The organism is Prevotella sp. E13-17 (assembly GCF_022024035.1).
Lineage (GTDB): Bacteria > Bacteroidota > Bacteroidia > Bacteroidales > Bacteroidaceae > Prevotella.
In genome coordinates, this window is sequence record NZ_CP091787.1 from 690805 (window position 1) to 706143 (window position 15339).

At 48.9% G+C, this 15339-nt stretch carries 8 protein-coding genes and 1 pseudogene; 6 read left to right on the forward strand and 3 right to left on the reverse strand.

The genetic code is table 11. The features are described from left to right. Nucleotides 1-4 precede the first annotated feature (4 nt). From L6472_RS02455 to dnaA, 6 genes and pseudogenes are all read left to right on the forward strand, one after another. A complete protein-coding gene (locus tag L6472_RS02455; RefSeq protein ID WP_237806857.1) occupies nucleotides 5-790 on the forward strand; it encodes an Ig-like domain-containing protein in 786 nt (261 codons plus the stop codon). A gap of 525 nt (nucleotides 791-1315) precedes the next feature. Next, nucleotides 1316-1762: pseudogene (locus tag L6472_RS02460) on the forward strand (ribonucleoside-diphosphate reductase, adenosylcobalamin-dependent); the annotation flags it as partial. 41 nt (nucleotides 1763-1803) lie between these two features. Beyond that, on the forward strand, nucleotides 1804-2193 hold the full coding sequence (folB, locus tag L6472_RS02465) for a dihydroneopterin aldolase (protein ID WP_237806859.1): 390 nt from the start codon (nucleotides 1804-1806) through the stop codon (nucleotides 2191-2193). Then, nucleotides 2187-3449: an N-acetylmuramoyl-L-alanine amidase gene (locus L6472_RS02470; RefSeq protein ID WP_237806861.1), complete on the forward strand. Its 1263-nt coding sequence runs from the start codon at nucleotides 2187-2189 to the stop codon at nucleotides 3447-3449. The genes folB and L6472_RS02470 overlap by 7 nt, the downstream gene beginning before the upstream one ends. Nucleotides 3450-3472: 23 nt before the next feature. Beyond that, nucleotides 3473-4375, forward strand: coding sequence for an MlaD family protein (locus L6472_RS02475; protein WP_237806863.1), 903 nt, complete (start codon nucleotides 3473-3475; stop codon nucleotides 4373-4375). Nucleotides 4376-4658: 283 nt separating this feature from the next. Beyond that, on the forward strand, nucleotides 4659-6068 hold the full coding sequence (gene dnaA, locus L6472_RS02480; RefSeq protein WP_237806865.1) for a chromosomal replication initiator protein DnaA: 1410 nt from the start codon (nucleotides 4659-4661) through the stop codon (nucleotides 6066-6068). A 108-nt stretch (nucleotides 6069-6176) separates the two neighbouring features. On the opposite strand, the gene L6472_RS02485 is transcribed toward dnaA, so the two are convergent. The 3 genes from L6472_RS02485 to L6472_RS02495 form a co-directional block, all read right to left on the reverse strand. Further along, nucleotides 6177-8300, reverse strand: a complete 2124-nt coding sequence (locus L6472_RS02485; protein WP_237806867.1) for a rhamnogalacturonan lyase — start codon at nucleotides 8298-8300, stop codon at nucleotides 6177-6179. A gap of 3 nt (nucleotides 8301-8303) precedes the next feature. Further along, on the reverse strand, nucleotides 8304-12764 hold the full coding sequence (locus L6472_RS02490) for an autotransporter-associated beta strand repeat-containing protein (RefSeq protein WP_237806869.1): 4461 nt from the start codon (nucleotides 12762-12764) through the stop codon (nucleotides 8304-8306). A 331-nt stretch (nucleotides 12765-13095) separates the two neighbouring features. Beyond that, the gene (locus tag L6472_RS02495) at nucleotides 13096-15270 is read right to left on the reverse strand and encodes a hypothetical protein (protein ID WP_237806871.1); all 2175 of its coding nucleotides are present in this window, start codon (nucleotides 15268-15270) and stop codon (nucleotides 13096-13098) included. Between the last annotated feature and the right edge of the window lie 69 nt (nucleotides 15271-15339).

Consider the following 15339-nt stretch of genomic DNA (forward strand, 5'->3'; position numbering starts at 1 on the left):
GGATATGAAGAAGAACTTCTTTTATGCATTGATGATGCCCGCACTCTTGCTGGGCGCAGTGTCCTGCACCGACTATCAGGACGACATCGACAAGCTGGGCGCAGAGAACGATGCCCTGCGCAGTTACAACAACCAGACCATCTCGCAGTTGAACTCCATAGTGTTCCAGACGGAGAAAGGCGTGGTGAACATCACTGTGGATCAGCCGGCTGCTGCTACCATCGTCTATGAGGTAGAGCCCAAGGAGCTCGCTTCTACACTGGCTGCCGACATCACCCGACTGAGCTTCCTCTGCCAGCACGATGCTGCAATGGCTATCACTGATGCTAAGGGTGATAACTCCAAGGGGACGCTGACCATCACCGCTACGCCCAGCGGCTTCGACGGCAGCAAGGACTACAGCCTCTCACTGCTCTACAGCGAGAACGGACGCTCCTATCAGACGGCTTACACACCCGTGAAGGTGATCACTCACCCCACTGCAGGAAGCCTGACTATCAATATCCCTGCCACCGCTGGCGGTAAGTACGGCGTCGGTGCCAGCTATCAGCTCAGCGCCGAGTTCACACCTGCCTACGTCACTGAGACCGAGGTAACCTGGAGCGTGGATGATCCTACCATCGCCACCATCAGCGAGGACGGCGTGCTTACACCGCTGAAAAACGGCACCGTAACCATCATCTGCACATCTAAGGATAATGCTGAAGCCACCGCTTCTATCACCATTGAAATTACTGGTGGTAACTTACCCTTGGACGAGGGAGGTATCAGTCAGGGTGACGCAGAATAATGCGGTTCGGATTTAAGGTTTTCTAGGTTGTTCAGGATGACCTTGAAGGCGTACTCACTTCGCGTGAGTGCGCCGCTTTTTATTAAAAACAAGTTTTTCCTTTTGTATTTCTCTCGACTTTTCGTAACTTTGCGACTAAAAGTCGCTTAGTTACTTCGTCTCGGCAAAAAAAAGAAATGTCTTTCTTTTGTTTTGCGCTCAACTTTTCGTAACTTTTCCTTTGGAGAAGTTACTTCGTCTCGGAAATAAGAAGAAAAAACAAGTTTTCCTTTTGTATTTCTCTCGACTTTTTCGTAACTTTGCACCAATAAAAAGATGTGGAACGGAATGGAGAATCAGAAGACCTTATCAAATGATGATCTGCTGCAAGCACTGTTCGTTGAAGAAGGTGGTGAACAGCAGTGGGTGAGCAATATCCTAAAGCAGGAACGGAATCGGCCTGATGCCTTGAACGAGGCGCAGGTGAAACGTGTGTTGGGCTACCTGCATGATTGTGCACAGAGAGCAAACGTGTCACAACTGCACCCACAGGTGACTGAAGTACGTCCGCAGGTGCTGGAGTGCGATGTGGTTCGCTTTCAGAACAATAAGGAAAAATGGGTGGCTTTGGTGGGATTGCTGAATGGTTATCCCTACGAGATATTCACTGGCCTGCAAGATGACGATGAGGGCATCGTGCTGCCAAAGTCGGTGACCAAAGGACGTATCGTGAAACAGGTGAATGCTGACGGCACCAAACGTTACGACTTCCAATTCACAAACACACGCGGTTATAAGATCACAGTGGAGGGCTTGTCAGAGCGCTTCAACCCCGAATACTGGAACTATGCCAAGCTGATCTCTGGCGTTCTGCGCTATCGCATGCCTATAGAGCACGTCATTAAGTTGGTGGCCTCGCTGCAACTTCAGTCGGAAAGCATCAACACGTGGAAGAACGGTGTGGAGCGTGCTTTGAAGAAGTATGTGCCCGATAGTGCTGATAATGAGGAACAAGCTGTTGAAGAGGGGACCGTATGACGACCATTGCACGCAGTGAAGTGCTGCTCTGTGAGGCCCGATTCTATGCGTTTCATGGGGTGATGCCTCAGGAACGGAAAGTGGGTGCCGAATATACTGTCAGCGTGACGGTGGGCTATGATTATGCCAAAGCAGCCGAGAGCGACGAGGTGGACGACACTCTGAACTATGCTGAGCTGTATGAATTGGTGAAACATGAGATGCAACAGCCTTCGAAACTACTGGAGCATGTGGCACTGCGTATGGGTGAGGCTATCTTCCAGAAATGGTCACAGGCTGCATATGCCGACATACGGGTGATGAAGAACAACCCACCGATGGGGGCTGCCTGCGCAGGAGCAGGCGTCAACCTGCATCTTGTAAACGACAAAACAAAGAAATGCTAAGAAGATTATTATATACCTTTTTTATATTATTGGGGATGACCTGTACCATGACGGCAGCAGGAAAACATCGCTATACGTTGGTGATTGATGCTGGACATGGCGGAAAGGATGCCGGCGCACTTGGCAAACGATCGAAAGAGAAGAACATTAACTTGAGTGTAGCGTTGGCTTTTGGACGCTACGTGGAGCAGAACTGCCCCGACGTAAGGGTCATCTATACCCGTAAGACTGATGTGTTCATTCCTTTGCACGAACGTGCCAGCATTGCCAATAGAAACAAGGCGGATGTGTTTATCTCGATACACACCAACTCTGTGGCAAGTAAGAAACCAGTCACGGGACTGGAAACCTACACCATGGGTATGCGGCGCAGCGACGAGAAACTGAGTGCTGCTATGCGCGAGAACAACGTGGTGCTGATAGAGCAAGACTACCAACAGCACTATGCAGGCTTTGACCCGCGTTCGCCAGAGAGCTATATCATCTTTGAGATGATCAATGACGACAACATGCTGGAGAGCGTAGAACTGGCAAAACTGATACAGAAACGTGTCTGTGCTACGGCAGGACGTCCTAACAAGGGTGTGAAGCAGGATGCTTTCCTGGTGCTGCGCGAGACCTCTATGCCTGCCTGTTTAGTGGAGTTGGGCTATATCAGCACTGCATCGGAAGAGGCCTATCTGACCAATCCTGCCAATGTGGATGCTATGGGGCGTGGCATTTATCAGGCATTCTTGGAATTTAAGAACAAGAGTCAGGGCGTCACGCCTGCATTGCCTGCAAAGACAACGTCAAAAGTAAGTCAGCCCGCAGAAACAACTAAGCCCGCTGAAACACCTGCACCGACAGAGACAGTCAAGCAGGTTGAACCAGACAAGACGACAGAGGCAACTGTCATCGAAGTATCTGCCAAGGCTGTAGAACCTGTTGTGGCCGAGGAAGAGAAACCCGTTGGACGGACAGAGGAATCCGCTCCAGTAGGTCATACATCGGCTCCTGTGTTTAAGGTACAGTTTCTTACCAGCGAACGACAGTTGCGTGTGGGTAATGAACGCTTTAAGGGACTGAAGGATGTAGAGAGTTATAAGGATGGAGGGCTGTGGAAGTACACCGTGGGTGCCTCGACCGATTACAAGCTGATCAGCGAGAAACGCAGCGAGGTGGCCAAGAAATTCCCCGAGGCTTTTATTGTTGCCTTCAAAGACGGCGTGCGCATCAGTGTGCAGGACGCCATTCGTGAATATAAAAACAAATAAGAAATAAAAATAGAAAGGAAACCATGAAGTATTTTACAAAGGAAGTAAGAATAGGCTTGATGGCCATTGTGAGCATCATTGTTCTGTTTGCTGGCATGCAGTTCCTGAAAGGATTGAATCTGTTCAACAGAGGCAATGAATACTATGCAAAGTTTGACAACGTCAGTGGCTTGTCGGCATCGAGTCCTATCTATGCCAATGGCTTCAAAGTAGGTGTTGTCAAGAAGATCATCTATGACTATCATAATCCAAAGAACATCTTGGCCTTGGTGGAACTGAACAAGAAGTTGCAGTTGCCTGTTGGTACTTCAGCCGAGATTTCGAGTGATCTGCTGGGTAATGTGAAGATGGAACTGAAATTCGGTAAAAATCCGTTAGAACTGATGGAGGTGGGCGACACCATCAGGGGCGAGATAGCTCGTGGCTCAATGGATCAAGCTGCCGACATGCTGCCACAGCTTGAGGCCATGATTCCAAAGGTGGACTCTATCTTGATGAGTCTGAACAAACTGTTGGCAGACCCTGCATTGGCAAGTATCCTTCATAATGTGGATGGCGTGACTGCCAATCTCACCACAACCACCAGCGAGTTGAACACCTTGACAGCCTCTTTGAACAAACAGATGCCACAGATGTTGAAAAAGGCTGATGGTGTACTGGCCAATACAGAGGGCTTCACCCGTCAACTGAACGAGATGAACTTGGCTGCAACGATGAATAAGGTGGATGCTACCATGGACAATCTGCAGCAAACCACCGACAAGATGAATAGCAAGGAGGGCACTCTGGGGCTGCTGATTAATGATCGTGCGCTCTATAACAACCTTAACGCAACGATGTATCACGCTGATTCTTTAATGATGGATTTGCGCTTGCATCCCAAACGCTATGTTCACTTCTCGGTATTTGGCAGGAAAGGAAACTAATTTTATTTTGTCTAAATAACAAATTGCTCAATTTTATGGTTGGATACCTGCTAAATAGTTGAATAATAGCATGTTTGAATTACACAAGGGGCTATGTTTTATTCATTATCGTGAAACGTTGTAATTGCCCTATTTTTAAGGAGTTGCGATGTTTGTAAACACGGGAGCGTGATTTAAGTGATTTTGAAAAATAAAAAAAAAGTGCGAACTTTGCACTCACAAGTTGAGAAATAGGAAGACACCTATCTTTTAACATAATATAAAAAAAGTATTAACGCCTAAGATGCAAAATAATTATAAGATGCTTTGGGACAACTGCCTGCATCTGATCAAGCAGAATGTTTCGGAGCAAATATATAAAACGTGGTTTGAGCCAATCGTTTTCGAGTCGTATGACCCTGAAAAGAGAACGCTATTGGTACAAGTTCCAAGTCCCTATATCTACGAGTACTTGGAGCAATACTACGTGCGTTTGATAGCTTGGGCGCTGAACAAAAGCTTCAACGAGAACGTCAAGTTGACCTATCGACTGGTTACGGATAAGGTTAACAAGAAGATACAAGACTGGGAGAGTGAGGGAGACTCATCCATCGATGAAGTGCCTCCAAGAGCACGTGCCAATAAGGCACCTTCGACCATCGAGGCTGCAGTGCCACAGGACTTGAACCCTATGCTTGACACCAAGAAGACGTTCGATAACTATATTGAGGGTGCCTCGAACAAGTTGCCTCGCACGGTAGGTCTTTCCATAGCCGAACATCCTGGCAAATCTACCTTCAATCCTTTCTTCGTTTTTGGTCCGTCGGGCTGTGGTAAGACGCACCTCATCAATGCCATTGGCTTGAGGTGCAAACGGATGTACCCGAAAAAGCGTGTGCTTTATATCTCAGCACGTCTGTTTCAGGTGCAGTTTACCGACTCTGTACGGCAGAACACCACCAACGACTTTATCAACTTCTATCAGAGTTTGGACGTGCTCATCGTGGATGATATCCAAGAGTGGGCCAGTGCGAAGGAGACGCTGAACACGTTCTTCCACATCTTCGACCACCTGTTCCGTTTGGGTAAGCAGATTATCCTTGCCAGCGACCGTCCTCCTGTGGATTTGACATGGGTGAAGGACCGCCTGTTGACACGTTTCTCTTGCGGACTGATTGCCGAGCTTGAAAAGCCCAACGTGCAGCTCTGTGTGGATATCCTGGAGTCAAAGTGTCGTCGAGACGGTTTGAAGATCTCCAAGGAAGTGTTGCAGTACGTGGCACAGACCGCCAACGGAAGTGTGCGTGACTTGGAGGGCGTGCTGAATTCATTGTTGGCCTATAGCATTGTCTATAACTCTAATATCGACTTGCATCTGGCTGAGCGCGTCATCAAGCGTGCGGTGAAGATAGACAATCATCCGCTCACCATCGATGATATCATGGAGACAGTGTGCAAGCACTACGGCGTGAACCAGCAGCAAGTGTTTAGCAAGAGCCGTAAGCGTGAGTTTGTGCAGGCCCGTCAGATATCGATGTATTTGGCACAGAAGTACACCAAGATGCCCGCCTCACGCATCGGACAGTTGATTGGCGGACGCGACCATTCAACGGTGCTCTACAGTTGTTCCAGCGTGGAGAAGCAGTTGAAGGTGAATCAAGCCTTCAGGGAGGAGATGAACAGCATAGAGCATTCATTTAAGTTGAAACAATAGTTTAGATAGCATATCATAAAAAACGCCCGTTCAGTTCGAACTGAACGGGCGTTTTTTTATGATGGTGGTGCAGCGGCTCAACCGCTGCCTACGGGGAATTGGGGAATTCTATTTGGCAAGATATTTTTTGCCGTTGTGGATGTAGATGCCGTGCTGCGGCTTCTCGATGCGCTGCCCCTGCAGGTTGTAGTATGCCTTGTCCTGAGTGGTTGGTGCACTCTTCACTTCCTGGATGCCCGTAGGATCTACGCCCTGGAACGACTCGATGAAGTCGGGCAGGTAATAGCCCAGATGAGGAGGCTGGTTGTAGGCCACGTTCTGCCAGCAGATGCCCATGCGATACACATGGTCGTGCATCAGGGTGGGGACGCGGTATTTTGTGGTTGTCAGCGTTGTGTAGATATTCAGTGCATCATTTGTGGCATTGCGTAGTATGAGCTCTTCGCGCCAGTCGCCAAAGATATCGGCAGAGAGACAAGGCGTGGCCTTCGTGTCATTGTTCGACAGACCGCTTGGATATGAGCGGCTGCTTAGTCCAAGTCTGGTGGCAGATGTCGTGGCATGATATTTATAGATGTTGATATCATCCTGTAGTTCGTCCAGTGCGTCACCATCCCAATAAATTCGGAAATTCATCGACGGCATCACTGTGCCTACCTGATCTTTGGTGATAGCATTGAACGGATTTTGGATTCTGTCGCTGCTGTTGAATCCACCGTAGGCCGACCAGAACTCATAGCCACGAGTATCAGCAATGATATCGGCAGCCAAGCCACGACCGTTGTCTTTCCCTGACTGTCCGCCCTTCAAGAGAATCTCACCGGTAGCAGCATCATGGATATCCCATGCGTAGGGTCCTTTTTCCTCATGTACATCGAAAACCTCAAGTCCGGGACGATCGGGATTAAGATCACCCATATGTATGGCGTCGCCATGACCGAAGCCCGTAGCATAGAGCAGATTTCCATTGTCATCAACGGCTGCTGCGCCCCAGATAATTTCATCTTTGCCATCGCCATCAACATCGGCCACACTGAGGTTGTGGTTGCCATTAGCAAACATTGTATTGCTGCCACTGCCACTGGTGGCCTGAGGAGCTGTCACTTTTGCAGACTCCTTTAAATCTGCATCGACCACCGACCATTGTGTGTTAGAATCGGAACGATGAAGCCAGCGATGCTTCAATTGTGTACCATCGAAGTCCACAGCCCATACATAGGCATAACTATAGTAGCCGCGGCAGAAAATACCACTGGGATTAGCCTCTGGTCCACTCAGATAGGCTACAGCAGCCAAATAACGGTCGCCACGGTTGTAGCCGTGGTTATCCGTCTTGCCAACCGCCCAATTAAATGTTCCGTCTGCTTCGCTCAGTTCGGTCTTGGTATTACGGTTGGGATAGTAGGCAATGGTGTTGATGGCTTTACCAGTTAAGCCATTGAAGACGGTCAGATACTCGTGTCCGCCATCCATGCGTCCCGATGATGTAATCCATGATTTGGTGTTGTCTGCCGATTTGATGGTGACATTTGAAGTAGCTTGGTTCACATAAGTGCCTTGGCTGTCCTTAGAGCCGGGGGCAGTCTTACACATCATCTCTGCCTTGCCGTCGCCATCGAAGTCATAGACCATAAATTGCGTGTAGTGGGCACCAGCACGTATGTTCTGTCCCAGATCTATGCGCCATAGCTTTGTTCCATCCAGCTTATAGCAGTCTATTAACACGGGGCCGGTAATACCATCCTGACTATTGTCCTTAGAGTTGGAGGGATCCCATTTGACAAAGATCTCATATTGTCCATCGCCATCCACATCTCCCACCGAACAATCGTTAGGCGAATAGCTGTAGTCACCACTTCCTGCGGGCTTGTCAAGAGGCAACTCAAGGAAAGCTTTGCTCCAAGGGCTGACAGCCTTTGTCGTTTCTGTCAGTTGACCGTTTTGATAGACATTCACTTGATAGGTGTCAGTGGCAGAACCAGATGTTGACATGAAGGTTGCACCGATGATGTCACTTTTCAGGGACTGTCCATTTTTCAATACCTCGAATGATGTATTAGGTGTATCAGTGCCCAGCATACGCCAGCTGATGAAGTGCTTATTGGACTGCGGTACAACGACCAGTCCACGATCCAGCTTTTCCATCTGGCTTGCTGGCGTATCACTTGGCTTTTGTGCGTAGCCCGTTGATGCTGTCAAGAGGGCGCACAGTGTGATAATACTTTTTCTCATGTTTTATTTGATGACCGTTTTTCTGCCGTTAATGATATAGATGCCTTTCTTGCTGGGAGTGCTGATTGCTCGTCCAGAAAGTGTATAGACCGTAGTTTTGTTGCTATTGTCACGTACATCATTGATACCTGTAGAAGTAGAGATGACGCGCAGCTTACCAGTAGTCTTCAGCAAGTCTGTGGTGTCCCATGCCAATCCCTCAGGAAGTGTGGGCAGATTGATAGCAGTAGGCTCAGCATCCAGTGAACCACAGGTCCACATGATGAATTCATCGCCAGCCGCGGGCTCATATTCGTCACCCATGCCAATATTGATATCGCCTTTAATCTCCAGTTTGCCTTTCACTGTAATAAACGAACGACCGTTGTCGTTGGTAAGCATCTTATAGATGTTCAGATTAAGTTTAGACGTGGGGTAGAGGTATATGAATCCAGTAGAGTTGATGCAACCATAATGACGCGTCTTGGTGACATCGCCAGGCTCAAGTGTTCCACCTTCAATCACTCTGACGTTGCCTACGGTTCCTACGCCCTTCAAACTTGCAGTTTTCTGTACGGTTGCTGTTGCAGAGCCAAAGAGCGACGTGGTAGCCTTTGCATTGTTCAGTACGATGCTACCGTCAGAGAGCGTGAACTCATTGGCATTGATAGCCGTCTTGATAGTCCAAGCACCTGTTCCTACTTTAAATACATTGACCGAACCACTGAATTTTCCACTGAAGTTCATATCTCTGTTGGCATTTCCAACCGTCAGATTACCGGTCATAGCCATTGTGCCGCTGCCATCGAGAGCGCCAAGGGTCAATGTTGACAGCTTGTTGGTAAACGTGGTCGCACCATCAATATTAAGTGTGGCCTTTGGCAGTCCATAGCTGTTGTTCCAAGTAAATTCATAGCTGCTACCGCTATGATTTGCAATCAGCGTACCTTCGAAATTGCTCCAATTGCCTTTCAGGATATTTCTGACATAGGTGGCGTAAACCGTCAGAGAGCCCTTGCCCTTCAGAGTTCCGCTATAGTCACAGCGTCCATCCAGGTAGAGCTTGCCTGTGGCGCCTTCTGTCACTTCATAGTTCGTGGTATTCTTAGAGTAGGAGTAAGAGTTGTTCTCGTCGGCAACGGTGGTGTTCGTACCATTAAACACGATCGTTGTGGGAGCAGACATAATGCTTGCATTGGTCTCACGGATGTTCACTGTGCCAGCATCCACATACAGTGTGTCAAAACTATTTGAGGTACTCAACGTCAGTGTGCCATTGCCCGTCTTGTGCAGGAATGCACCTGCATTAGTGCCATAGCGCGTGGTAGTACCAGAGAGAGTGAACGCACCTTTTGTTTCGAGTGTGCCACCTTTCTTGCTTAGTGCTATTGTTTGACTTGTTCTGCCTCCAGAAGGCACAACCAGAGTGCCTCCGTCGAGAATAATTTTTTCGTTGTTACCGCCTAAGGCACCATAGTCACTACCCTCTACATCGGCCAGTGCAGAAACAATCACTTTTCCGCTTTCGATCTTGGTGCCACCCGTAAACTTATTTGTGTTGTTGATGGTCAGGCTGCCATCGCCTTTCTTAGTCAGCATTGTTGAACCAACGATGTTGCCATCGCCAGACAGCGTGAAGTCCTTGCTATTGTTGAATTCTACACTGCCAGGATATACTTCTTCTGTGACGTTGACGGTCGTTACATTTGCCTGATCGTTGAAGGTGACGTCGTCGCCAGTGACGAAAGAACTGTTGGCGCCATTTATAGCGAAGTTCTCGCTTCCTGCGAAGTCCCATACGCCATCTGTGCCACCATTCCATACGATGCTTGTTGCATCGCGCAGTTTGATAATGGTAAGCACAATGTTGCCTTCCTCGTATGTCAGCGTAAATTTCTTACCCTTTATGCCCTCTACTTTGATGTCGTTGATATTGCCCTCCAGTTCGCTGACTGTGGCCAGCGTATAATTGCCGGGAACAAGGCCGTTGTCAACAATCTCAAAGACGGGTGTCGAATATTCAGGACCATACTTCCAGTCTTTCTTCTCAATGCTCAACTTCGTAGCGTTAATCTTGTCGGTATTGTCAGCATTAGCGTCGAAGACAATGCGTGAACCGAAGCCCAGCACCAAGTTCGTCGTTGTCAAAGTGCCCGTGGCATTCTTGCCGCCAGGATAGATGGTGGCATTATAGTCGGCCTTGATGCCGCCGTTGAAGGTGCCACCGTTAGAGATCAGGTTGGTGTGGCGGTTCAGCCATACGGGGCTCGACTGCATGGTACCGTCAAACTGCAGTGTGCCGGCCCATACGTCGGTGTTGCCGGTGTATGTCTCGGTGACGTTGGGCAGCACCAGTGTGCCGTCGCCCTGCTTCACCAGGCGCATGCCGCCAGTGAAGGCACCGCCGGTCAGCGTGTGGGTATAGTAGGTTCTGGTGATGTTGTTATTGTTGTTGTGGCCCTGAACCCAGCTTGGCGCATTGTCAAAGAAGATATAGGGCGTAGCACCATTGGCCACGCTGACGGTCATGTCGTTGGTTTCGGCCATCATCACCTGCTGGTCGTTCTGAGCCGTACCGATGCTACCGCCATTCTGTATTTCGGTGCGGTTGGTGTTGGTCAGAGCGGGTGGGGCAGCAGTGATGCCTTCCAGCTCGCCCAGGAAGTAGCTGACATGAGGCGGCTGGTTGTAGCCGTTCATCTGCCATACCATGGCGTTGCGGTACTGCATGTCGTGCCACAGCGTGTAGTTGCGCCACTCGGTGGGGATGGTGGTGGTGTAGATACGGATCTTATTGTCGGCCGTGCGGGCAATCACCTCCTCGCGCCAGTCGCCAAAGAGGTCACCCTGATAGCAAGGTGTGCCCTTGGTGTCGTTGTTGGTCAGCGAGCCAGCCAGCGTCTCCAGTGAGCCCTTGTTGTACTTATAGATAGCGATGGCAGTGTTCTTGCCGTTCGAGTAGTTCAGTCCCTCGTCGCAGAGGTCACCGTCCCAGTAGATGCGGAAGTTGTCGGGGATGCCTCCTTTGGTCATGCCGCTGACATAGTCGGCGGTGACACAGCTGATGGGGTTGTCGTAGCCCGAGAAGCCCATGGCGCCAGGATAGTCGTTAGAGAAGTTGCCTGCTATGCAACGACCGTCGTCCCTGCTGCTGACAAAGCGGTGGTAGATCTTCGCCGTGGTGGCATCGCGGTAGTTGTTGCCAGGGTTGTCTTCCAAGCAGGCAAAGATCTCATGACCATGCTTATAGGGATTGAAGTCGCTGTGGTGCTGTGCGTCGCCATGGCCCAGTCCCGTTGTTGAAAGACCCATTCCGTTGTCGTCGATGACCATCGAACCGAAGCAAATCTCGTCGCGTCCGTCCCAATCGACATCGGCAACAGCATAGTTGTGATAGCCATTGCCATACCAAGGCGAACTGCTGTCGTCGCAGTACCAGCGCCAGCGCTCAGTGAGTGCGTGGGTGGCAGGATCGACATCCAGTGCAATCATCTTATGACGGGTGTAGATACCACGTGCCAAGAAGATGCTGGGCTTGCGGCCATCCAGATAGGGCGCACCGAAGAAGTGCTTTGACGAGCGGTGACCGTAGCCGTCGCCCCACGCCTTCTCCAGGTCGGTCTCGCCATCCTCCAGTCGCTTCAGGGGGTATTCCATGATTTGATAGGGCACACCGGTCTCACCGTTCAGATAGACCAGATACTCGGCACCGTCGTGCATAAACCAGTTGGTGCCGCCGCCAGTGGTTCCACGGTAGTTCTTGGTTGCGTCGCCAATGACGTGAGATTTGCCGAAAGCATCGTAGATGGTTGTGCCATCAGCAGCGCGCATGATGACCTCTGCCTTGCCGTCGCCGTCCCAGTCGTAGGCAGCAATGTTCTGCTCGTTGTTCTGGAAGTCGCCCATGTTAGGACCACAGTTGATGTACCACAGACGGGTGCCGTCCATTTTCAGACACTCAAAGAGACTATACTCCTTGGTGTCCACACCGTCAATCTTTGGACCGTTCTTGGGGTACGACTGCGAAATCTCGCTCTGGTTGTCGAATTTCATCAGCATCTCCACCTGTCCGTCGCCATCGACGTCGGCACAGCAGGCATCGTTGGGCACATAGACCGACTTCAGTCCGTCATGCGTGGGCGTGATCTCCAGATACTTGTTGGCCCACACATCGGCGGCCTTGCTGCCAGTAGTTTCCTCAGTGCCACGCACCACAGCCTTCACGGTGTATTTGCTGCCAGTCGTGCCGGCAGCATCAATGAAATTAGATACCTCCAGATTCGAGGCCACCTTTGTGCCGTCGCGATAGAGGTTGTACTTCACGTCGTAGTACTCCTCGCCCAGAATACGCCAGGAGCAGAACACACCGTCAGCCGTCTTGACAGCCGTCAGACCGCGGTCGAGTGCGTCGGTGCGTCGCTGTGCAAAGCCATTGATGGCCGTTGTTAGCAACAGTGCTGATAGGAAATAAAGTCTTTTCTTCATATTGTTTTAGTATTATTTGTCGTTATTAGTTCGGTGGCAAAGATAAGAAAAATCTGTTAAACACAACAGAAATAATTGGTTTTTAACTTGTGGAATTTGAGAGAAAAGAGGTTTAACCGTAGTAAACCACATGTGCGATTTTGGTACCATCGCTTGGTAGCCCGGCTACCACGGCTTGGTAGTGTGACTACCGACGCTTGGTAGCCTCAGTACCAACGCCTGGTACGACCAGTACCAAAACGTGGTACTGATTTTGGTACTGAGAGAATACAAAAATCCCCACAACCTGTTGGCTGTGGGGATTGGTATTTAAACGAGTTTGATTCTTCGCTTACTTAATCACAAACTTTTTACCCTGCTTAACGTAAACACCCTTCTTCAGGTTGTTCATGTCCATGCGGACACCATTCATGTTGTAAACAGGAGCATTGCTGTCTGAAACCACCTTGTTGTAGTTCATGTTGTCGATGCCATCAGTGCTATCAGCGCTCAGTACGAGAACACGGCTCAGGGCAGTGTCAATACGATAGAGCTGGAAGGTCTCAGTACCCTTAATGGTTGATACGACACCGGCAATGTGATCGGCCTTGTATTTAGCCAAAGCTTCTGCAGGCTCTGTACCTACAGGATACTGTGGGTGGATAGAACCGCCACCATAGTTGTCAATCTTAGAAATAACGACCAAGTCGTCGTCAGTCAAACCATCGAAGCTAAATGTTACATTGTTTACTGCAATGCTTCCGCTCTGTGCGTCACCCTTCACACCTGTGTTGATGAGACCAATACCCTCATTAATCTTGGCAGCAGCAATATCATCGCCAGCAGCTTGACCTTCACCAGGATTGGTGTTCCACATCTTCAGAGGAGCAAACATCGTTGCAGCAGTCTCTTCTGTCAGTTTAGAAGGAACGAGCAGATAACGCTTGATAGCTTCTGCAGTCTCCAATGATTTGTAGGTTCTGCCATCGAGAGTGTAGCCATTCTCTTTCTTGTAGCCGGCAACAGTTGCCTCATAGTTTTCAGCAGCGCTGGTGAAACCATATGCGGGATAGAGAGCGTAGATGTCCTGATCCTCGTTTTTCTCTCCAGTAGCGATTTCGAAGTATAATCTCATGCGACCACTCCAGCTGTTTTCGCCGCTCATTGATACAGAGTTCAGATCGTCAATCGGCTCAAAGCCTTTCTCCTTCAGAGCTTCGCCAGTCATGTGCTGGAAGTCGATATCGTTCTTAATAGCGTATTTGATGTCGTTGACAACGCTTGAAGTGCTGCTTGCATAGCCAAGTGCTTTGGTCGTAATTTTCAGAGTACCCTTGTTTGGAACAGAAACTTTAGCACCAGAGGTCTGGTTGTTCAGAGTGAAGTTACCCTGGCCGCCTTCGCCTTCAAAAGTGAAGTCCATAAATACATCGGGTTGGAGGGGAATAACTTTGTTGTCAACAGTGAACTGATAGGTCTTTGAATAACCTTCGTCTGCACCTACAACAGCATAGGTGGGATTAGGCAGTACGACAGGCTCGCAAACAACATCTACAGTGACTACTTCTGAGGTCTTTTGTCCTGCAGTAGTCCAAGCGCTCAGTTTACCAGAGGTCTTGGTTGTATATAATACGCTACCTTCTTCAACATCGTCGTAAGAATAGGTCTTTTCTACACCATCTGTACCCTTAACGTGCAAAGTCTCACCCTCAAGGAAAGTAATCATATAGGTGCGCTCAGAATCATTCAGACCTGTCAACGCAATAACGGGTTCGTTGGCCCAATCTACATCCAAGTAAACTTGAAGATTGTCGATGCTGTAAACAGACTGATAACGAGCTGCCATCAGGTAAAGACCTGTAGCGAAGAGCTTTTCATCATCATTCATGGTCTTTGTACCAGTAGCTACTGCTTTCTGTGTGTCGTAGTCGAAGATTTCGTAAGAAACCTCTTTGGTCTGAGTGTCAACATTCAGAGTTACCAAGTACCATGTAGCTGCATTACCTGAATTTGGAATGAAGACCTTTGTAGAGTCGTTGTTGATATACCAGTGAGTGTGGTCATAATCACATGCACCTACAACCTTCTTTTCGTCGTTGCTATTCTGTGTCAAACTGAACAGACAGTTTGGAAGCTTTGAGTATGGCAACCACTGACCAGCACCATTACCATTGGTATTTTTACAGCCATCTTCATCAGCAAAAATGGCAACCTCACCATTCCACTGGTTGTTACCCTGAGCATCAAAGCGAATTTCAAAACTCAGCGAGTAAGATGTTTCTGTAATACCTTCGAAAATTGAAGGTCCCCAGAAGTCATGGGCAGAACGACCATTGTTCTGACCAAGAGCAAATTGGAAAATGTTACTTGCATCTGTTGAAGCAATAGTGCCTGTACCGCCATTGATGGTCCATGTTGCAGGAACACCACCTGCCTCAAAGTTCTCAGAATAGAGAACGCGAATGGCATTTGCATTGATAGCAAACATTGCTAATAATGCAGACATGAAAACGTAGATCTTTTTCATACGATTAAGTTTTTAATTAGTAATTAAGTTAATTAAATGGTTTTTTAATAAAGGTTTTAGAGTTTCAAT